This is a genomic window from Marixanthomonas sp. SCSIO 43207, assembly GCF_019904255.1.
Taxonomy (GTDB): Bacteria; Bacteroidota; Bacteroidia; order Flavobacteriales; family Flavobacteriaceae; genus Marixanthomonas.
Map to the genome: position 1 here is coordinate 2,318,217 of NZ_CP063203.1, position 21,214 is coordinate 2,339,430.

Genomic DNA, 21,214 nt, shown 5'->3' on the forward strand with positions numbered 1-21,214 from the left:
GCAAGGATTTTCAGTTTGGTGTGTACTTCCAAAGTTAACCGTTAAACCAAGAAACTACTAATAACAGATACCGTTAGACTTAATTCAAACAACATATGAATATAAATTTACAAACTTTAAAAGAAAACAATCCAAAAATTAAATTTATTGAATATGATGATTCTACGAAATTAATAAACCCTTGGAATGATAACTCTGTATCCTTTTCTTTTAAAAAAGGACAAAAACTTACATTAATAAAAAATATAGTATTTCCTGAACAGTTAGTTGCTATCTTGGATAACTCCAAAAATCGACTCGAATTTATATACGGACCCATTAAAAATGATAGTACTTTAAAAACTAGAAAATTTAATTTTGCTTATAATGGAATTGTATTTAATTGTTTTTTTAAAGAAGCTTCATCTTCTCTCAAACTTTTAGCAAAATCATTTAAAGAAAATTTACCAGAAAGTGAAACCGATTACCGACAACTTAGATTGCATAGAAGTTTATTAATAGATGACTATTATAAAAACCTATTTGAGGATGTTTTTATAGCAAGTTTTTATGTTAAAGGGGATTTTAAAAAAATTGATTATGATTTAATTGGCTTATGTAAATCCCTAAATTTTTATATGTCATATTTTGATAGAAATACTCCAAAAATTTTGATTCTTGCAAAATCAAGAAATGAAGAATCATATAAAAATCCGTGCTTTAACGAGCTTTTTGATACGTTTCCAAAAAAAATAAATGCAACAAAAATTGATTCTACACTACTTGATACTTTTATGGTAGCAAATCAAACCGAAAACGTACGCTTAAAATTTATTTTTTATTTTCAAGTGCTTGAATATGCTTCTTATTATTACTTAGATAAAAGAATACAAAGCAAAATTTTAAAAACTCTAAACGACCCAGAAATATTTGATAAGCCTGAATATTTTTCAAAATCATTGATTGAAGAAATGAAAGACCATTTTTCTCAAAGAGATGATTCACTTAAACTAGAAAAGACTATCACGGAAATAATATCAATCGATGATATTAAAAATGAAATTGAGGCTAATAAAGAGTTTTTTTCAAAAGACTTAGAATTTGAAGGAGGACTTAAAATCAAGAGGATTTTAAGTGGAGATAATGCAATTTAAAATTTAAAAGATGGGGATTTAATATTAATAAAGAATAATATTGAAAAAATAAGAAATGTATTAGTTCATTTGCGAGAATCAAGAGAAAATAAAGTTATTTTACCTTCTCAAAAAAACAATAATAAATTATTACCCTATCTTTATTTAATAAGAAGAATTGCTGAAAAAGTAGCCATTAACTACACATAAAATGCCTGCTTAACAATACATAACCGAAAATACGGCGGCTTCGAGTATATTTGAGTTCACTAGAATTGATAGTATACTTGCTAATTAGAAAAACCCAAACCAAAAGGGAAAATAACTGTTATTGATTAAAAACAATAATTAAAAACAAAATAGTATAAAACTACTTACAGTAGGCCAGGTGGTAGGTATATTGATACTGGTTATTGTTATAGTAAAAAACGTATTGCATAAAGAGGCTGCACAGTCTTCTTAAATGGTATAAGCACTAACCCATACAGAAAAACTGGTTTTGTATGAAAGAAAACAGAGAAGATATAGAACAGCAGTATAGAGAATGGTTTCCGGCTGTGGCACATGTAGAATTTTTTGATAACAAGGAGTTTGAACGGGTGATTGCTCTAAAGAACACAGAAGATGGGGCGGAACGTAAACTACCTGAATATAGCGTCCATACGTATTATGATTGTACCGAAACCCAACGCACTTATTTTATAGAAGATCTTAATAACGTACTGGAGGAAGTATTCTTTTTTTCGGTATATGAGATTTGTCCCTATACCTATGTGATGGTAGATATACAGTACCTAGTAGAAGTGTTTATGTCATTTGTAGAAGATTTTGGAATGCTGAGCATGACACTGTATAGCGTTGATGGGAAAACTAAAGTAGCGATTCAAAAATATTTGGATAATGTACCTATTGATGGTAATTATGATAACTTTGAGTTTGATTGCAAGGTAAGTTGGTACGGTTATGAAGCTGTTACCAATTATCTGAATAGATGGGGCAATGGGGCTGTGGGAGCGTGAAGTGTTACATGAACTAATAACTAGTTGTATAGTATATGCTAGTGTTGGGGTTACTTGTAAAACCAAGTGCCAATCCACGCAACTACTCATAGCCGAACACGTTTAATGGTACTAAATAAACTCAATATGAACTACTTTATTTACATACTTATTTTTTTGACTACTTCAACTAGTTCTATCGCGCAGGAACAAATTGATGCTAGTGTAAAATCTATTAACGGAATTATCGATGAATTACTTGATCAAATAACCATTGAAAAGGGCGAAAAAATGGATACTACAGCCGTTAGAAATTTATTTCACCCATCAGCTATATTTACAGTTGCTAATTCAATAAAAGCTGAAACGGTGTCACTTGATGATTTTCTCACGCTCCTGAAAGACCCTTACTATGAACAAGGATACCTTGAAGAAGAGATTCATAAAGTTGTTGATGAATTTAATGGAATTGCTCAAGTATTCCAGACTTTTTATGGCAAGGACTCTGAGGGAGTTGAAGAAAAGGGAATAAATAGCTACCAATTAACGTATTATGATGGGCGATGGTGGATAGTCAGTCTCTTATGGACCATGGAATCTAAAAGTGTCAAAATACCTGCAAAATATGGAGGAGAATAACTAAAATATTGTCTAAAAAAGAGTGTATATAAGCAAAAACCATTATACCACTAGGTAACATATTGCTTTCTATAAAGCGTGGGAACAAGTAAGGGGTTTACTACCAGGGATATAAATGGGTAATTTTAACTATCTTAGTTTTCAATTAATGAGCAATTGATTGTTATACAGTTTGTTGTGTGTCATGGTCTAAAGTAATGAAAAAAACCAATTGTATTAACTGTGGAACTGATTTTGAAGGAAGCTTTTGTTTCAATTGCGGTCAAATATATTCGGCTAACAAACGATTGGCATTTTCAACTATTGTAAGAGACTTCTTTGATAATACCTTCAATATTCACAAAGGTTTTTTTTTCACCTTTTGGAAATTAATTGTCAAACCAAGCGACGTTGCTAGATCGTATATTCAAGGAAAACGTAAAACATATACCAATCCAACACGGTATTTGGTAATCGCATTGGCTGCATTAGCTACTATGCAGTACTGGACTCATATGAATGAAGTTATACACAGTGATAACTTTGAAGGGTATCCCTTTTTGTCAAAAGAACTCAACAATTCTGCTCGGCAATGGGACTTGAGACTATTAACCGACTGGACCTTACTGGGTAATCTAATAGAAGCATTGGTTTTTCCGTTGGGCTTTTATTGGTTATTTAAAAAATTAAAGTTCAACTTTTCTGAATTACTGGTCTTGAGTTTTTATCTGATTTCAAATTCTATATTTATTACCATCCTATTTGTTGGGTTTCCAGAATTTATAACACAGTATCATACGCCCACATTTTTTGTTGTGGGTATCATTATAGCCTATTATATGTATGCATTACTTACCTTCTTTAAAGAAGTTGCTGTACTGAAAAGAATACTCTTTATACTACTAGGAATTGGTGTCTTTTTTATAATTCGGTTTTTGTTAATACCTATTATACTTGCTATTCTATTTCCGCTATAAAGTATCTACTGAGTATAATTAACAGAGTATATAACAAGAATGGAGTAAAAATACCAAACTAAGAAGGAAGATGGTTGTTTACTGATAAGTTGCTTCATCGAGTTTTAATTCGTACTCATTAAACCTTGATCTTAACAGAAAAATAGTAACTTTATTCCTGTAACTAACGGTTATGGAGACCGTTATGGCCAACTAAAATATCTTATAGATGAAGAAAACGGTAAAGATTGTTTTAATAAGTTGTAGCTTACTTATTGTACTACTCGCTGTATTAATCGTAAGACCTGTACCCATAGTTTCTGAAAGTAAAGCTATTTCTGAAAGCGGAATTGTAAAAGAAATTTATACCAATAAAGGAAATGATATAATTTTTATAATGGAACATATAGATCGCCGGTTTTATATTAATAGAGGACTGGAACATGGTCTGGAACTAAACAACCTTAAAGAAAAATTAATAGGAAACCCCATTGTTGTAAAATATCCTGATTATTGGACACCCCTTGACTGGAATAATAGTATCAGGCATCTTTCTAAGGTTGAATATAAAGATGAAGTACTATTTAACGAATTAAAGGAATAAACAAAGCCTTGCCTAATAAAATCAATCAATGGGATTATTTTTTAATAAAATTTGGAGTGTATTAGGGGTAGTATTATCAGCCTCGTCTATTATAAGCTTATTTCAACAAGGTTTAGATATTTCTTTAGCATTTAGTTTATCTGAACTAGTAGCATATTATAGGAGTTTAGTAGCTCCTATCTTTGAGTTTTTATATAATCCTTTGTATTGGATATTTCCTTCGTTAGAAATTCCAAAATGGGTGACCGATGCACAGATACTATCTATTTTTACTACAAGTATTTATATAAAAGCAAAAAGCACCCTTCGCGTACAAGGAACGCAAGTACATTTTAAGACACTCTGGAGCAAAGTACATACTATTATAATGGTAGGATTTACATTAATAGGTCTATTGTTTTTACTGGTTATTATTTTTGCGATGGTAATGCTGCCTATTAGCTACGTTAACCAATTGCGATGGAACAGAGGAACCTTAAAATGGTATCATGTAAAAAAGGTACTAGAGCGTATTACAGTTACTAGCGGGACTGATATGGCATATGTAACTATTGCAGCAATTTACGGATATGTTACAATAGCTACAGTAGTAGTATTTTTTATGTTTAATAATATGATAGGGTAAATAAACACAATGGTATACAAGATTGATTTTGATGAATAAAATTAAATCTATCAATCTATATCTTTAGTTACAGTAATTTTTACTATCTCTGTGTTCATTCTGTATTGATAAAGGAGAAGCTAACTAATAAACCAAACCAGAACCTATTGAAATTTATAAGTAGTTTACTTAAAAAAGATGCTGTACAAAGAATCTTGTATGGTATTGCTTTATTTTTAATCACCTATATTTTTTTGGATAGGTTATTATATAAGCCTTCTGGAGCTAGTATGTATGGGCTAAGTTTTGCCACGTTGTATGCTATTTTGTTTGTATTGCTAAGTATTCAAATTATAATGAATAATAAAATATTTTGGTTACTAAACTTCGTTTTGTTTGTTTCTCATATTACGTATTCATTGGGTTGGGCTGCTTGGGATGTTATAAAAAAAGGAGGAATCTCATTTGATGGTACTAAAAAAGATATTGTATCAGCAGTATTACTATTTTTTCTATTACTGCTTTTTTCAATAGTTATATTTGTTTTATATAAAATGAAACCCAAGCGGTTGCTATAAAAAACTAACTTGACGCTTAACCTATAAAGTAATGAAAATAAGCTTGTTATTTATTTTATTGACCACCATATGCTATTCACAAACAGATAGTTTATTAGTAAGAAAAATTGATAGGAAGGTTCACGCTATTGATAAAAACAAAGAAGTAGTAATTGCCGAGTATATAGTTACAATGGACACAACCTTGGCAAAGATGGAAGTATATAAAAATAAGATTGTTGTAAATAGCCTTTTTAATGAAAGCAAAAGTGTATTAAAAGCTACCTTTTACTATGATACAGATTCGTTATTATTACTTCGATTTTCAGAGCGGAGTCCGGAAGTATTATTTGATGTCGCTAGTAATATAACCGACTTTTATTATAATTGTGGAGAACGTATACATGAAGCATATTACTGGCAGTTACCCAGTAATGCGTATTGTTTTCCTTTTCCTGTGGGAGATGAAGGAAGGGCATATTTTGGTTATAATGATATGTTTACAGAAGATTTTTATGATAGGTATGCTAAGGTGTTGTTAGATAAAATAAAACTATATACTAAAAATAAAAAACATGAATAAAAAACTCCTTTTCATCTTCACTGTGCTAATTAGTAGCATTGCTATTGCACAACACGATTTTACAAAAGTATCAGACTCCTTACAAAGTTTAAATTCTGAAAGGATAGATAAAGCAGTAAAACAACTAGGTTTAAAACCCGGAGAGACGGTGAAGATATTCGCGATGTTTTCGGTAGATACCGATGGAAGTATTGTGGACGTAAAAGCACGGTCTGTTCACCCTGCTTTTGAAGAAGAAGCAATACGAGTTATACAAGAACTTCCCGCTATGAATCCTTCAATAGTAAACGGAGAGGCAGTTAAACAGCGATACTCGTTACCCATTCTTTTCATGATTGAAACTGAACAAGAACGAAAACGACGAGAACGGAAAGAAGCTAGAAAAAGGAAACGGAAGCAAAACACGAAAAATAATTAGTCTGCATAGTGCCCTTTACCTGATATACCCAAATTTGGGTATACCATGGCTGTAGGAGTATACTTAAATTTGTGACCCCAAAATCTTTATATACTTAGTCTCTTTTTAATACTTAAAAAGATACAAACATTATGAAACAGATTATACTCATACTGCTAGCTATAAGCAGTATAACATGCTTTGCCCAAGTAGGTATTAATACTACAGAGCCTAGCACTACTTTACAGGTTGAAGGTAATGCAATGACAACTACAACACCTGATGGTGTTCAGCCTCCTTCTATAACGTTACAACAATTAGATGCTAAAGTTGCAGTTTATAATGCAGAACAAGACGGAGCAATATTATACGTTAATGATGTTTCTGTAGCTTCAACAACATCTGAAACTGAAGACATTAACTTAATAGGATATTATTTTTATAATGCTTCTGATGATAAATGGATTGCTTTAGGAAATGATAATTCATCAAGTTCATCTTATTCTGTAGGTGATTTTGCTCATGGTGGTGTAGTGTTTTGGGTGGATGAAACCGGGAAACACGGGCTTGTATGTGCAAAAGAAGATCAAAGTTCAGGGGTAAGATGGTATGCAGGAACTTTTGGAAACACTCAAGCCAAAGGCGATGGTCCCTATGCTGGTAAAGCTAACACTAACATTATTATTTCTTCTCAAGTTGCCATAGGGGATGACAATGTTACATATGCCGCACGTATCTGTAATGAACTACAAATCACAGAAGGTGGCAAAACCTACGGTGATTGGTATTTACCTTCAAGAGAAGAACTTAACATAATGTATCAGAACAAAGCTATTATTGAAGCTACTTCAACAGCAAATTCAGGTAGTAACTTCAACAGTACGAATTATTGGAGTTCAACCGAACCCAACGCTAATTCGGCTTTCAGACAAAACTTATCTAGTGGTTTCCAAACAAACTCGCTTAAGAACAATACAAATGGAGTTCGGGCAATTCGGGCTTTCTAAAGCTAGACTTTCTTAAAAGCTTTTTGTAAACGTTATACAAATAAATTAAAAGGTATGTTATTACTACCAATAGTAAAATAATCCTTGACTTACACTAAAGTGTGAGTGCCTAAAAAGCAAAGAGATAATGATTCTTTAATTTTGGGGTGAGCGTAGTTTTTAAAAAAACACGTATTTTTGGAAACTTACAATTTTAATAAAATAGTACCCCTATGCCTAAAAAGTTATTTGATTTCAGCAATATTAAAGGAGATTTTACCGGTGGTCTCGTAGCAGGAGTTGTTGCGTTACCCCTAGCACTTGCGTTTGGTGTTCAATCCGGAATGGGTGCTACGGCAGGTCTCTACGGTGCCATAATGGTAGGAATATTTGCTGCGCTTTTTGGTGGTACGCAAACACAAGCCAGTGGACCTACAGGTCCTATGACCGTAGTATCTGCTGCATTGGTAACAGCTGCCATTGGTATGACAGGTAGCCTGGAGTCTGCAATGGGTATTATTCTGTTAAGTTTTTTACTTGGTGGTGTGCTACAGATTGTGTTTGGACTTATTAATATTGCAGGATATGTTAAGTATTTCCCGTATTCGGTAGTATCTGGCTTTATGAGTGGGGTAGGGTTAATTATTATTATATTACAGTTGTTCCCTTTTGTAGGATTATCATCTGCAAAGTCTACTACGGCGGTGATTCAAGACCTTCCAAGACTTTTTTCAGACTTTAATGGGTATGCACTTGCATTGGGTGTATTAACTGTTATTGTGTATTATGTATTTCCATTAATTACCAAGGCTATTCCAAGTGCTTTGGTAGCGTTGATAGTAGCTGCAGTTACTGGTTATCTTTTAGGATGGGATGTGCCAATTATTGGTGATATTCCTTCCGGTATTCCTGAATTAAAGATTGATGCACTATTTGGTGGTATTCCGGCAGAATCCTACACGTTGATTCTAGAATATGCAGCTGTATTGGCTGTGTTAGGAAGTATAGATTCGTTGCTAACATCTGTAATTGCAGATAATATGACCAAAACAAAACACAATAGTAATAGGGAGTTAATAGGTCAAGGTATTGGTAATATGCTGGCAGCATTTGTGGGCGGAATACCCGGTGCCGGAGCAACTAAAGGTACGGTGGTTAATATTAATGCCGGTGGTAAAACACGTCTTTCAGGAATGACACACGGATTGTTTTTATTGGCAGTTCTATTAGGATTAGGATCGCTAGCATCTTATATTCCTCTTTCTGTATTGGCCGGATTACTTATTCCTATTGGTTTTAAGATAATTGATACCAAAGGGTTAAAGCACTTATTGCGTGTACCAAAGGCAGACGCAGTGGTATTGGTATTGGTTCTACTGGTTACTACATTTGGTAGTTTAATTCAAGCAGTAGGATTGGGAGTAGCATTGGCTTGTATATTATTTATGAAAAAGGCAAGTGATCTTGGTGAAAAAGGGATAGTTGTAGAGACTCTTGAAGACTTAAATGATGAAAAACCTTGGGAAGATGAATTGCCTTATTACGATGTGTATAAAGACAAAATACTAATCAAACATTTAAAAGGTCCTCTGTTTTTTGGATTTACAGCTCATTTAAAAAACCAAATAGCTGCCATTGAAACAAAAATTGAAGTGTTGATTATTAGAATGGATCAAGTTCCATTAGTAGATCAATCAGGGTTGTATGCCTTAGAAGATATTGTATTAGATTTGGAACAAAAAGGGGTAGAGGTATTTTTTGTTGGTTTACAAGAACAACCTATGGATAAGTTACGATCGATCGATATTATACCCGATTTAGTTTCAGAAGAACACCACTTCCAAACTATTCAAGAGGCATTTATAGCTTTAAAACCAATCCTTAAAAAGGAATAGTTATATAATACTTTTGGATTAACACATCATATTTTTAAACTTTCCTCACAATGAAACAAGTACTTGTATGGTTATGGATACGTGTTTAAATTAATGTATTTTTACTACCCTAAACCAAATCACCATGTCTCAAAAAATACATAATGTAATTCTACTGTCATGTCTGGTATGGCTTATGATCTGGTTGAGTAGTAAACTACCCAAAATAGAAATCCCTGCTGAACCTGTAGCTTTAGGTAATCAGATAAACATAGAAAATACACAGCTAAAAATCGTGTTTCAAGATAGTAAGGACGCCTATTGGTTTGGCAGCACTAGTAATGGAGTGTTTCGCTATACCAATGATACAATAATTCATTTTACTACCCATGATGGATTGGTAAGTAATAGGATAAGCAGTCTACAAGAGGATACCAAAGGGAATATATACATTGAAACTTCTGAAGGTATTCAAAAATATGATGGAAACAAGCTTAGTACAATTGAAGTATTAGCGGCTTCAGAAAGTACTTGGGAGCTTAACGAAACCGATTTATGGTTTAATTGCAACGGAAGTGTACTCTATCGTTATGATGGAAAGGTGCTGCACGAGCTACAACTGCCTACAAAAGATTTACAAGCCTTCGGAATGTCTTATTCTGGAAACACACCTCAAAACGCAACTAACAGAGCTTACGATGTATATGGAATAAATAAAGATAGTGAAGGGGCTATATGGTTTGGAACCAATACCGCTGGAGCCTATCGGTATGATGGTAGTAATTTTTTGTGGTTTGGCGAAAAGGAGTTGTCTACATTAACAGATGGCAGAGAACCCGGAGTGCGTGCTATTCTTGAAGATAAAAATGGATATTTTTGGCTTAGTAACTTGTACCATATCTATCAAATAGATTCTAAAGAAGTACCTAAAGGATATACCAAACACGCGATGGTTAAACTTCCTCAAGAACTTGCAAACAACGACCTGTTATACTTTAACGGAGGCTTGCGCGATACAGATGGAAATTTATGGATGATATGCTATGATGATGGTCTTTATAAGTACGACGGAATTAAACTAACCAAACAAACCATAAACACCGAAAACAAACCGCTATTGCTAGTAACCATATATAAAGACAACTCAGGGACTATATGGTTGGGTACACAACATAACGGCCTTTATAAACAAACCGGCAATTCTTTCGAAAAGTTTGAATTAACACAATAAAGGGTAGAGGAGTGTTTGCCTGAATATCACAATGTAGTAGGTACGGCTAAGATGATGAAATAAATTCAGCTGAATGGTCCCTTGAGAGCCTGTGCTGAGTTTATCTAAGTAAGACTGTAGGTATAAAACCGTAACTACATTAGCAAAGCCTTTCAAACAATTATAAGAGTAAAAGCTTAACGATACATTTCTCCTAAAACTAGTTCCCAAAACAAGTAATCCTTTATAAAGCATAGATATTTTTAGTGTTTTAGCAGTAGCGCCCGAATGCTACTTATACAAATACCGATATGAAAAACCTTTCAGAAATGACCGGCTTAGATATGTATCTTTCCGGATTACACGATGATGAGTATTCAACTATTTACAACCAATTAGAACCTTCTACAAACAACTCGGTGCCGTTACTCAGTTGGGGATTGTATACCGAGCATTATCACCAGGTTTTACAGGCAGCCAAAAAGAAAAATGAAATGCAAGAAGTGATGCAAATGGCAAAAAAATACAATTGGAAAAATGATATAAAAACTGTTTTTTCTGAACATGAGTACGAAGCTCTTATACTTACTGATAGCCGCCAACGCATTATCTGGGTAAATGACGGTTTTTCTACAATGACCGGATATTCTAAAAAGTTTGCAGTACACAAAACACCTGGTTTTTTACAAGGAGCCAATACAAGTGCTACTCAAAAAAGAACAATTAAAAATAAACTTACAACCAATAAACCTTTTGTAGAGGTACTTGTAAACTATCGAAAAGATAAAACACCCTATCTGTGTGAAGTAAAAATCATTCCATTGTATACCAATACAACCACTCATTACCTAGCTTTTGAAAGAGAAGTGGGGTAGTAGATAATGTTAATGCATACCTTTTCACGATACAACGACACATAATTTAGTTAAGAAAAAACACATATGAACTGGATAGTATTAATAATTGCCGGCCTCTTTGAAGTTGCTTTCGCCTTTTGCTTAGGGAAAGCCAAAATGGCTACCGGCACCGAAATGTATGCGTGGTATGCTGGTTTTATAGTTACTTTAGCAATAAGTATGATACTATTAGTTAAAGTTACTCAAAGTTTACCTATTGGTACTGCCTATGCCGTTTGGACCGGAATAGGTGCAGTTGGCACAGTTCTTATAGGAATCTTTGTATTTAAAGAACCCGCTACCTTTTTACGACTACTATTTATTGCAACCTTAATTTTATCCATTATTGGGTTAAAGGTTGTTTCAAATTAAAATAAGGAGTGCATTCTTATTGCAAATGTTTATTTTCCATTAAATAACAGCTACCCGTTGGTATAATACCTTGAAAAAGAGTAAAAAAAGCTATATTGTATCAATTTTGTGTTTAATGACCTACCAATTCAATTATGGAATCACAGCATGCAATAGAGGCAAACCTTCTTACCAAATGGTTAAGAAGGGTAAAGCGAAAACAACTGGCTCACCGGTTAGCCGCTAAGAGAAAAGGAAACTATCATTTATTAATAGGTGTACCGGCAACCGTTCTAGCTGCTGTTACCGGTTTGTTTGCATTCTCTGCATCAGGAGTTGAGGATAAGTATTTTATCATAGGAGCCTTGAGTATTTTAGTATCTATCCTTACTTCTTTACAAACGTTTTTAAAGTTTGAAATAAAAGCCAAAAACCATCAAGATGCAGATGTAGGCTATGGGCAAATACGGCATGATATTGAAGAAGTACTTACCTTTATAAATGCGATGGATAAAAAAGAAATTAAAGCAAAGTGTGAAAAAATTAGATTGAAAATAGAAAACGTAAACAACCATTCTCCCTTAATACCGGAAACAATATGGAATAAAGCCAGACGGTTTTCAAAAGGGGATTTAGTTATAGAAACCAATTAAAGTACTTAAAACTGAATCACATCACTTTCTGACGGAAGCTTTTGAGTAAAATCAGTATCTTCTGAAGGTGAAAAAGGGGATAACGGCGGAACGTCTAAATATCCCGGAGGTAATTGCCCTAACTTTTTAAACTGAGGAAACACATATGGAAGACTTTCAAAGTAGAGTCCGTCCTCATAGGCTTCAATAGATTTACCTTCAGGATTGGTAAGCAAATGCATATGTAAATGCGGCGCAGATGAGTTTCCTGAATTACCCAAGCGACCTACTTCATCTCCGGTAGCAACCACATCACCAACCGTTACAGTAACCGAATTTGGGATAAGGTGGCAATAGGTGCTAATGGTGCCATCAGCGTGTTCTATATACACAACATTTCCGGTTACATTTTCAGTAGTAATATCATAATCATATTCGCCGGGGGTTTGATGATCGGGGATTGTATTTTTAGTAAATAAAACGGTACCACTTTCTACAGCAGTTACGGGTTGATTATAACAGTACCAATCTTCTAGTGAGGTTCCTTCATTTTTATAAGGAAGTCCTTCTTCAATACGCGCATAATCTATGGCGTAGCGTTGGGGATTGTTACCAATCAAATAACCTTCTTGAGTGGTATCATATTGTGGTTCGGGATAAGGAAAAATAGCTCGAGTATGATAGGAGGTACTCCCGGGAGCTCCTTCAGCCAACCAAATACCTTCGGGAACGGGAAAGGTAATGGTTTTACTAGCAGGATAGTTTGAGTTGATTGGTAGGGTAAATGTTTCAACCTTTTCAGATCCGTTAGTATCGGTATAATAAAACGTGTGCTTTATTTGTTGGGTATTCCAACCAGATTCAGGATATGGCAACCAAATGCTAGCTAAGTGTAAATCGTCTTTAGTAATAAAATCGGTATAGGTTTGTAATAAAGTTGAACCTTGATATAGTTCTGCTTTAGATATCGAAGGAGCCTTGATGTGTAATTCATACACCAACCAATCACCTTCTGTGTTGGTTACTTTAACAGGGTCTGTAGGTAATGCAATAAAAAAAGATTGTCTTTGTGTGCTAGCATCATCGCCTTTGCAAGCAGCAAAACAGATAAAAAAGAACACACAAACTATTTTTAAATAGGGTACAAGCATAAGACTGTTTTTTTTGTTTGGCTGATAAAGAGATATAAAGATAAAATAATTAGGTAAGCTATACTTCAATAGGCTGAAGTATAGTTACTTTATAGCTACTGTATAGATACTCTATAGCTAGTGTATGGATAGTGTATGGATTTGTAGGAATACGCGTTGTAATTCTTACAAGATAAAAATTTGAATAAAAAGGTAGTAATATATCGTATATAGATTTGTTATTTTTATGAGATGAATGTAGTCACCAAGCTGGATCAATTTCATGCAAGAGCTAAACAAAACCAATGGCTCAAGTATTTTGCTATCTTCAATCGGTTAGCATTGGCAGCAGGGTTTATTCCCGCAGGTATTGTAAAATTGATGGATGAGCGTTTTGCTAACGGTCTTTCTGAATTACACCCAATGGGAGCGTATTTGGTGGCATTACATCATACGGGGTATTATTATACCTTTATAGGTGTTGTACAACTACTGGCTGCAGTATTATTATTGATTCCTAGAACTGTTGCATTGGGAGCAGTTATATACTTTCCTATTATTTTAAATATCTGTATACTAAGTTTTGCTGTACGTTTTGATGGTTCTTTATTTACAGCTCCGCTTATGGTTTTGGCAAATGTTTACCTACTTTGTTGGCATTATGATAGATTGAAATATTTACTTCCATTCAAACAAACAGCATTTATTTCTTCAGAAAAGGTACCAGTGAAGAAAACTACAAACCGAGTACCTTGGAAGTTTTTCACAGGCGTATTTCTAGTAACTGTACTTATTGTTTTTAGCACATCACATATGTATAAGATTATGCCCAAAAACACGTATACTCAATGTATGTCACAGTTTAAAAATACCAATCGACTAACAGCTGGAAAAAACTTTTGTGATTGCGTACATAAGCAAGGAAATCCCTTAAATTCTTGCATAGAGATCTATGAAAATTCAGAAAATGATTAATATGTAATTTTTTAATTATTTATCTTGCCTTAATGAATTATAAAACCTTTGAAACCGAGCGATTGCTATTGCAGCCTACTTCTGTAAAGGATGCTCCCATGATATACAATTTGCTCAACACCCCAAAATGGTTACAATACATTGGAGATCGTAATATTAAAACAGTTACAGAAGCCAAAAAGTATATTGAAAAAAGAATGCTGCCACAATTGCACCGATTGGGATATGGAAACTATACCGTGATACGGAAAGGTGATAAACAGAAGATAGGTTCGTGTGGGTTATACGATAGGGAAGGAGTAGAAGGAGTAGACATTGGTTTTGCCTTTTTACCTCAATACGAACAAAAAGGATATGCCTTTGAAGCTGCTAGTTGTATACTTGACGCAGCATTTTATGAGTTTAATATTCAAACGGTACAAGGATATACTACAAAACAAAATTACGGTTCGCAAAAACTATTGGAAAAACTCGGACTACTAAAAAAAGGGACCGTAACACTACCCGACGATGACGAAGAACTTTTGTTGTACAAGATAGAAAAGGTACAAGACTAATTGCATTATAATTTAAAAATCATAAAATGAAAGCTATTTATACAATTTGTATGGTATTGATAGGAATGGGGATAGGCTCAGCCTGCACCTGTGTTGAGATAAAATCACCTTTCAACCAGAAGGTGAAAAAAGCCTATGCTAAAAACGATTTAATTTTTACCGGAAAGGTAGTCTCAAAAGAACAGATTAATACTGAATCTACTGCTGTTTTTGGAAAACAGGTACGTTTTACGTTTGAAATTATTAAAGTAATAAAAGGAGCAAAAAAGGTAACTCAAGTTGAAGTTATTACCAATGAGGACTCAGCTAGTTGTGGATATGCCTTTGTAGTTGGTAAAAGCTACTTGGTATATTCAAAAAGTACAGACTATTATGCAGAAGTCACAGGTTCAAAATATGATTATAGTACCGGTTTGTGTACTCGCAATAGCAGGTTGTCTTCGGTTCGTAAAAGAGAGCTAAGAATTCTCAATAGGCTTGATAGACAATAGTGTTGGGACATTATAATACTTTTAAAAAAAGATATTTCCTACAAAATATACCCAAATCTGGGTATTGGGTGAATCAATAAGACTACTTACATTTCTTCAAAAGAAATTTAAGTTATAATGCATACCTCTTTTAAATGGCACCTTTTCTATTCGGTATTACTCATTTTTTGTAATTTTTTTTCTACCGCTGCTCAAGACTGTACGCAGGACAGTAGAGTGACAAAAGCTAAACAGAACATGAGTGCGGGTGATAGTGGTTTAACCTGCGGTAATGTTGCAGAATTTTATGCAAAGCTCTGTCAGTGCAAAACAAAACCCTTAAAAAAAGCAGAAGCTTCCAATCTTAAAAAGCAATTAGAAGCCATCAAAACTAGTTACAATGACTATGGTGTATATTGTAAAGATTTCGGAAAAATAACAGATTATGTACCAGATTGTCTTGTACAATCAAATCAACAAGGATCAGGTGATGATGACCTTTTAAAAGCCTTAACAAGTCTTGCAGATAATGGAAATGCATCTTCTGCAGTTTCAGGAAGTGCAGATTGTAATTTTGCCGCTAGAGATAAGTTTGGTAGTACTTCGTTTTCAAATTCAGGAGCAGAACATGCAGCCAATCAATATGAAGGCTATCGGTGTCATTGCATAAACGGAACGGCTCAAAAACAATTTGATGGTTCAGCATTTTCGGTTAAACAACTTAAAAATTTACGTCAGAATTATTATAACGTCAAAGGACCGAGTGATCCAGGCTTGAGTCCTTTACCATCAAAATGCGCAGACAGTCCGCGAGGTGGTTCATCTAGCGGAAAAGTTGGTCCAAAACCTATTGCTAGACAAAACATAGGTGAAATAGTTACTGGTAATCAATTAAGCCGTGATCTTACAGATTTTATGGGATCATTGGCTAGTGAAAGTTCAAACCCCGGTATTAAGGCACTAGCCGAAGAAATGCAACAAAATAGTGCTACAATTGATCAAATAAGAGCAGATGCTTCCATATTTGGCCCAATGGATGAAACAACGGATCAAATGCTAAATATGGGAGAAAATGTTATGCAAGCCATTGCCATTGGAAAAGCTATTTTTGGAGTTAATAAAAGTAAAAAACCTGAATTAACTGCTGCTCAAAAACAGTTACGGTCTTCAATGGGTAGTTTGAGTCGTAAAATACGTATGATTTATGATGAAGTAACAGCTATTCCATACTATTATGAGGCTAATCAAGAAACATTACAAGAATTAAACAAACTAGAACAACGGTTGCTTGAATATGAATATGCAACTGCTTCAGCAAGATTGATATACTTAGAATATATTGTATTTGACGGGTTTCCAACACAAACTGAAATGGCAACGATAAAATCTACAATAAATACGATGCCTATAGAGCAAGTTTTGAAACGAATTGAAACCATTCAAAACCAGTACAATACAGACGATATGCCTCATATGGCTAATGCTTCAGAAGGGTTGGCAGGAACTTTTGACAAAATAAATATGTATAAAGCAAGGTGTTATGCTGCACTTGGTATGAAAGATAAAGCTGAACAAATTAGAAAAAACCTAACCTATAATGTTGCAATTAATGATGCTATTAAATTAACGCAAGAATCATTTAAAAATAAAGATTATTATTCTACTGCTCAATATGCTTCGCTAGTTCAAGATCATTTTCAGAATGAAACCGTTGTAAGAACCATATATCCAGACTTGATAAGTCTTACATACAATTTTGATGGGATACGAAGATTTGAAATAGGTTATTTAGCTGCATTGGGTGTAATTGCTAATATAAAGACCAATCAAATAACTCAAGCAGATCAAGCATTAAAAGGCTTGAAGAGAATGCACACTACTTTTGAAGAAACCTATGAATATTATAGAGATGAGGTGAGTAAACGAAAAAAAATGAATTTATCAGATGAAGAGTTTCGCCTAGAAGTATTAAGAAGTAAAGCTATGCTGAATGTAGCTAATGCACACTTGGCAGCTAAAAAAGGAAATCCTCAAGAAGCTCTATCTTTAATAATAGAGGCCAAAAAGCTATATGATGAGGCTCCCGAATTGGCAATTCAAAAGTTTGATGCTTGGTTTTTATACCAAAAGCTAGAAATCTTAATGACACTTCAAAAGTTTGAAGAAGCCAAAGATGTCATTAGAGATTTAAAACAAAATCATGCTATCAATGCAATTGCAGGTGTCACTAATTATGATAGTAATAATCTAGGCTATTTCAATGCATATATTCGGTTTAAAAAAGAAGATTATAAGGGTGCTTTATTTGCTTTAAAAATTTTGAAAAAGCAACAGCCCACTAATCCTAAAATTTATGCACTTGAAGAAGAAGTATACAAAGCTCTAGATAATACGAACCTGGCTGAGAAAAGCCATCAAAAATATTTGGAAACACTTCAAAAACTTTAATTACCATATTTATTTAAACCTTTTTACTATGAAAAATACAAAGCTATCCATACTATTAGTTACGTTATTATGTTTAGTACAAATCATACCTATAAATGCACAAGAAACCCCCGATTTAGGTATTATGCCTATTTATAAATTCACCAACAATCAAGTGTTGTTTGTTGATGGGACAGCGGGAGAACTTAAAAGTTTTGCTGTACTCGATCAACCGGTTATGGCAGTTGCAGTCAATAAAGAGACAGGAATGAGTTATGCTGCCAGCCGGCATAGTGTTTATAAAATAGAAACAGAAAGCGGAGAAGTAGTAGATAGTTATCAATTTTTTGATATTCTAGAAAAAGGACCAGAAGACCTTACCGATCCAAATATGATGATTATTCCTAGGGGAATTACCAATAAGGGACAAGTAATCGTTATGCATAATGATGCTTTTAGAAATCTACAAAAAAAGCAACAAGAGCTTACCTCAAAAATGAAAAATGCTTCTACAAATGAAATAATGGAGTTAAGTAAGCAACTATCAGAAATTTCTCCAAAATTAGCTGAAGCCGGTAAAAAACAAACCTATTATTTGATAGACTTTTCAACCAAGTCAAAGCGAATTTTTAATGAATATGATATCACTAAAGAAAGGTTTTTAGCACTACGCAATAATGGCACCTTTATACTTCACGACAAGAGCAAGCAATCTATAAAATTTATAGATGTAAATACGAATGAGGTTATAAAAGAAGTATCATCTTCAATATTATATGACCAATTTCCTGAATTACGTAAATACAGTAGAAACGCTACTGTTAGACTTTTATCAGACAACCTTTTATTATATAACTTTATAGGAAATGGAGAAGGCGTTCGGTTCCTATATAATTTAGAAAATAATGAGATTCTCTTTAGTGAAAGTTATGAAGGAATTACCAATATAGGCTATCCCTTATATTATGAAAACACATCAGAATATTTATTTGGAGAAAAAGATTGTTCAGTAGGTCCTATGCCAGATGCACCTGATTTTGGTTCACCAGCTGGTACTTCCAAAAAGAAAATGGCCGAATGGCAAGAACAGATGACTAAGAAACAAAATGAATGGCAAAAAGCCATGAAAGAATGGCAAGATGCATCATCAGATCCTGATAATTGCGATTTAAAGTTATATAGTGATATAAATAAAGAAAACTTGGTAATGAAAATTCCGAAAGCTTCTTTTGCCAGCATATACAACAACAACTTTGCTTTGATTAATAGAATGTATGAATTGGTTTTATATAACGTTGAAACACAAGAGCCTGTTTGGACTATTGATATTGATTTTTAAATAAAACATATTAAAACAACTCAAAAACATATCCTAATAACCAATAAAGAATAATAAATACCACGATTGTACCAATGCAACCGCATTTGCCGCCACCAATTTTTTTGGCACCCCAAGCGGCTGCTATAATTCGTAAAAGTTTTTTCATAATAATGTTTGTATACTACTAAAGATACAATTAATTATAACTGAAAACGCAAAAGGTCATACAAAAAAAATCCCGTCATTACTGACGGGATTATAATGCATTTTATCTAACGGTAGTTAGCTTTTTGCTTGCTCAACTTTTTCTTTTGCAGTCCCTTTAAGTTCGTTGTACTTTTCAGAAATAGATGATTCTACATCTTTAGCCGTATCTTTAATTCGGTCTCCTGCGTTGCTAACTTTAGACTTTAAATTTTTTTTCTGCTCGGGTGACATACGTTTATATTGCCACCACGCCAATGCGCCTGCACCAATTCCTACTAATGCTGCTGCTATTCCTTTTTTTTGTGAATTTTTCATAGTTTTTTCTTTTTATTGTTACGTTGTAAATAAAGATACATCAAATTTGAGAGGTGTAATAACTTCATAATCACTTTAATATTTTTTTAGGCAGAAGTGTTAATAAAAGTAACTCACATTAACATTTACGCACCATTGTAAACTATCAACACGACATTTTTTTGAATACAGAATTCCTTTCAATAGGCTGGTTTCAGTACCATTTAAAAAAAACTTTACAAAAAGTGTGATTTTTTTGCCACCTTGAACTCTAATAAGGTAAAGCAAGTATTTCATGCAAGAACAAGCGTTTACAACCATCATAAAAGATAATGAAGGAATTCTTTATAAAGTTACCCGCTTGTTTACACAAACCGAAGCTGATCAACAGGATTTGTATCAAGAAATTGTCATCAATTTGTGGAAAGGGTTTGGCAGTTTTAGAGGAGATGCAAAAGTAAGTACTTGGATGTATCGCATTGCTTTAAATACGGCTGTTTTATATTCAAAAAAAGAAAAACGAAAAGGGCAAAAGGTGTCGCTAGATGGTATAACCTTAGTTAATGAGGTTTATGATCCTATACTCGAACAGCAATTAAAACTTGTTTACAAACACATACGAGAGCTCAATGATGTTGAAAAGGGGATAATTTTTCTTTTTCTGGAAGGAAAAAAGTATGAAACCATTGCTTCAATCACCGGGCTTAGCACAAGTAATGTAGGCACTCGAATGGCACGTATTAAAGAAAAACTTAAAAATAAGATCACAAAAAAGTAACCGATATGAAACTAGAAGACATGCAAAATGTGTGGTCACAGATGAGTAACCAACTAGAACAGCAAAAACAATTAACAGATGCTATTATTATGGAAATGACACAACAGAAATATAAAAACAGATTCAGTACACTTTCTTTTTATGAAATTACAGGTGCAATTATTTGTGTACTGGCTGCGCTCTACATTTTGGCCAATTTAGATAAAATGAATACCTGGTATTTAATAACGTGTAGCTTGTTAGCTTCAGTATCATTACTAGCCTTACCGGTGTTTAGTCTGCGAGCTTTATTTGCTATGAAAAACTTAAACATTACCCAAAACACTTATAAAGATACTTTGGTCGATTTTATAAAAAAGAAAAAACACGTTTTACTTGTTCAAAAAGTAGGAGCCGTGTATAGCGTCATATTAATGTGGCTAGTCGCTCCGGTTTTTTCTATGGCAGCCAATAATAAAGATTTATTTCAACAAGAACATTCTACAGGGATGCTAGTTTTTTATGCAGCAATTACATTAGGAGTACTCTGGTTTGCGCGTTGGGGATTTAACTGCTACAAGCGTATTACCGCTCGTGCAGCAGCAGATTTACAGCAACTGGAACAAATAGAAACTAACTAATATTTTATTAAAATGAATTCATTATTAATTAACCTTAGTCTTATCATTTGTTTGTGG

The 21,214-nt window shown here is 33.6% G+C and carries 25 protein-coding genes; 22 read left to right on the forward strand and 3 right to left on the reverse strand.

Annotated elements, in window-relative coordinates; all coding sequences use genetic code 11:
* The first annotated feature begins 95 nt into the window (after positions 1-95).
* The 15 genes from INR76_RS10820 to INR76_RS10890 all read left to right on the forward strand — a co-directional run bounded on the left by INR76_RS10820 (position 96) and on the right by INR76_RS10890 (position 12,399).
* Positions 96-1,133: a hypothetical protein gene (locus INR76_RS10820; protein WP_223107985.1), complete on the forward strand. Its 1,038-nt coding sequence runs from the start codon at positions 96-98 to the stop codon at positions 1,131-1,133.
* Between the two features lie 482 nt (positions 1,134-1,615).
* Entirely contained in the window at positions 1,616-2,131 is a 516-nt protein-coding gene (locus INR76_RS10825) for a hypothetical protein (protein WP_223107986.1), read from the forward strand.
* A 66-nt stretch (positions 2,132-2,197) separates the two neighbouring features.
* The gene (locus INR76_RS10830; RefSeq protein ID WP_255592596.1) at positions 2,198-2,749 is read left to right on the forward strand and encodes a hypothetical protein; all 552 of its coding nucleotides are present in this window, start codon (positions 2,198-2,200) and stop codon (positions 2,747-2,749) included.
* Between the two features lie 197 nt (positions 2,750-2,946).
* Positions 2,947-3,705, forward strand: coding sequence for a DUF3667 domain-containing protein (locus tag INR76_RS10835; protein ID WP_223107987.1), 759 nt, complete (start codon positions 2,947-2,949; stop codon positions 3,703-3,705).
* A 208-nt stretch (positions 3,706-3,913) separates the two neighbouring features.
* Positions 3,914-4,288: a hypothetical protein gene (locus tag INR76_RS10840; RefSeq protein WP_223107988.1), complete on the forward strand. Its 375-nt coding sequence runs from the start codon at positions 3,914-3,916 to the stop codon at positions 4,286-4,288.
* A gap of 28 nt (positions 4,289-4,316) precedes the next feature.
* Positions 4,317-4,913: a hypothetical protein gene (locus INR76_RS10845; protein ID WP_223107989.1), complete on the forward strand. Its 597-nt coding sequence runs from the start codon at positions 4,317-4,319 to the stop codon at positions 4,911-4,913.
* 146 nt (positions 4,914-5,059) lie between these two features.
* Positions 5,060-5,470, forward strand: coding sequence for a hypothetical protein (locus tag INR76_RS10850; protein ID WP_223107990.1), 411 nt, complete (start codon positions 5,060-5,062; stop codon positions 5,468-5,470).
* 31 nt (positions 5,471-5,501) lie between these two features.
* Positions 5,502-6,032, forward strand: coding sequence for a hypothetical protein (locus tag INR76_RS10855; RefSeq protein WP_223107991.1), 531 nt, complete (start codon positions 5,502-5,504; stop codon positions 6,030-6,032).
* Positions 6,025-6,450 carry an energy transducer TonB gene (locus tag INR76_RS10860; RefSeq protein WP_223107992.1) on the forward strand — a complete coding sequence of 142 codons (426 nt, stop codon included), beginning with the start codon at positions 6,025-6,027 and terminating at the stop codon, positions 6,448-6,450. The genes INR76_RS10855 and INR76_RS10860 overlap by 8 nt, the downstream gene beginning before the upstream one ends.
* Positions 6,451-6,581: 131 nt before the next feature.
* The gene (locus INR76_RS10865; protein ID WP_223107993.1) at positions 6,582-7,436 is read left to right on the forward strand and encodes a DUF1566 domain-containing protein; all 855 of its coding nucleotides are present in this window, start codon (positions 6,582-6,584) and stop codon (positions 7,434-7,436) included.
* 212 nt (positions 7,437-7,648) lie between these two features.
* Complete coding sequence (locus INR76_RS10870) at positions 7,649-9,310, forward strand: SulP family inorganic anion transporter (RefSeq protein WP_223107994.1); 1,662 nt, start codon at positions 7,649-7,651, stop codon at positions 9,308-9,310.
* A 124-nt stretch (positions 9,311-9,434) separates the two neighbouring features.
* Complete coding sequence (locus tag INR76_RS10875; protein ID WP_223107995.1) at positions 9,435-10,520, forward strand: hypothetical protein; 1,086 nt, start codon at positions 9,435-9,437, stop codon at positions 10,518-10,520.
* A 290-nt stretch (positions 10,521-10,810) separates the two neighbouring features.
* Entirely contained in the window at positions 10,811-11,374 is a 564-nt protein-coding gene (locus tag INR76_RS10880; RefSeq protein ID WP_223107996.1) for a PAS domain-containing protein, read from the forward strand.
* 66 nt (positions 11,375-11,440) lie between these two features.
* Positions 11,441-11,767, forward strand: a complete 327-nt coding sequence (locus tag INR76_RS10885) for a multidrug efflux SMR transporter (protein ID WP_223107997.1) — start codon at positions 11,441-11,443, stop codon at positions 11,765-11,767.
* 134 nt (positions 11,768-11,901) lie between these two features.
* Positions 11,902-12,399 carry an SLATT domain-containing protein gene (locus INR76_RS10890; protein WP_223107998.1) on the forward strand — a complete coding sequence of 166 codons (498 nt, stop codon included), beginning with the start codon at positions 11,902-11,904 and terminating at the stop codon, positions 12,397-12,399.
* Positions 12,400-12,404: 5 nt separating this feature from the next.
* Here the strand turns inward: INR76_RS10890 and INR76_RS10895 are convergent, their stop codons facing one another.
* The gene (locus tag INR76_RS10895; RefSeq protein WP_223107999.1) at positions 12,405-13,529 is read right to left on the reverse strand and encodes a M23 family metallopeptidase; all 1,125 of its coding nucleotides are present in this window, start codon (positions 13,527-13,529) and stop codon (positions 12,405-12,407) included.
* A gap of 231 nt (positions 13,530-13,760) precedes the next feature.
* On the opposite strand from INR76_RS10895, the gene INR76_RS10900 reads away from it, so the two are divergent.
* The 5 genes from INR76_RS10900 to INR76_RS10920 all read left to right on the forward strand — a co-directional run bounded on the left by INR76_RS10900 (position 13,761) and on the right by INR76_RS10920 (position 19,276).
* On the forward strand, positions 13,761-14,483 hold the full coding sequence (locus tag INR76_RS10900; protein ID WP_223108000.1) for a DoxX family protein: 723 nt from the start codon (positions 13,761-13,763) through the stop codon (positions 14,481-14,483).
* 32 nt (positions 14,484-14,515) lie between these two features.
* Positions 14,516-15,040 carry a GNAT family N-acetyltransferase gene (locus tag INR76_RS10905; RefSeq protein ID WP_223108001.1) on the forward strand — a complete coding sequence of 175 codons (525 nt, stop codon included), beginning with the start codon at positions 14,516-14,518 and terminating at the stop codon, positions 15,038-15,040.
* A 26-nt stretch (positions 15,041-15,066) separates the two neighbouring features.
* Complete coding sequence (locus tag INR76_RS10910) at positions 15,067-15,531, forward strand: hypothetical protein (protein WP_223108002.1); 465 nt, start codon at positions 15,067-15,069, stop codon at positions 15,529-15,531.
* Between the two features lie 216 nt (positions 15,532-15,747).
* The gene (locus tag INR76_RS10915; protein WP_223108003.1) at positions 15,748-17,958 is read left to right on the forward strand and encodes a M48 family metallopeptidase; all 2,211 of its coding nucleotides are present in this window, start codon (positions 15,748-15,750) and stop codon (positions 17,956-17,958) included.
* 28 nt (positions 17,959-17,986) lie between these two features.
* Positions 17,987-19,276 carry a hypothetical protein gene (locus INR76_RS10920; RefSeq protein WP_223108004.1) on the forward strand — a complete coding sequence of 430 codons (1,290 nt, stop codon included), beginning with the start codon at positions 17,987-17,989 and terminating at the stop codon, positions 19,274-19,276.
* Positions 19,277-19,286: 10 nt separating this feature from the next.
* On the opposite strand, the gene INR76_RS10925 is transcribed toward INR76_RS10920, so the two are convergent.
* A complete protein-coding gene (locus tag INR76_RS10925; RefSeq protein WP_223108005.1) occupies positions 19,287-19,424 on the reverse strand; it encodes a hypothetical protein in 138 nt (45 codons plus the stop codon).
* A 116-nt stretch (positions 19,425-19,540) separates the two neighbouring features.
* Entirely contained in the window at positions 19,541-19,780 is a 240-nt protein-coding gene (locus INR76_RS10930) for a YtxH domain-containing protein (RefSeq protein WP_223108006.1), read from the reverse strand.
* A 274-nt stretch (positions 19,781-20,054) separates the two neighbouring features.
* On the opposite strand from INR76_RS10930, the gene INR76_RS10935 reads away from it, so the two are divergent.
* The gene (locus INR76_RS10935; RefSeq protein ID WP_223108007.1) at positions 20,055-20,537 is read left to right on the forward strand and encodes an RNA polymerase sigma factor; all 483 of its coding nucleotides are present in this window, start codon (positions 20,055-20,057) and stop codon (positions 20,535-20,537) included.
* A 5-nt stretch (positions 20,538-20,542) separates the two neighbouring features.
* The gene (locus INR76_RS10940; RefSeq protein ID WP_223108008.1) at positions 20,543-21,157 is read left to right on the forward strand and encodes a hypothetical protein; all 615 of its coding nucleotides are present in this window, start codon (positions 20,543-20,545) and stop codon (positions 21,155-21,157) included.
* The last annotated feature ends 57 nt before the right edge of the window (positions 21,158-21,214 follow it).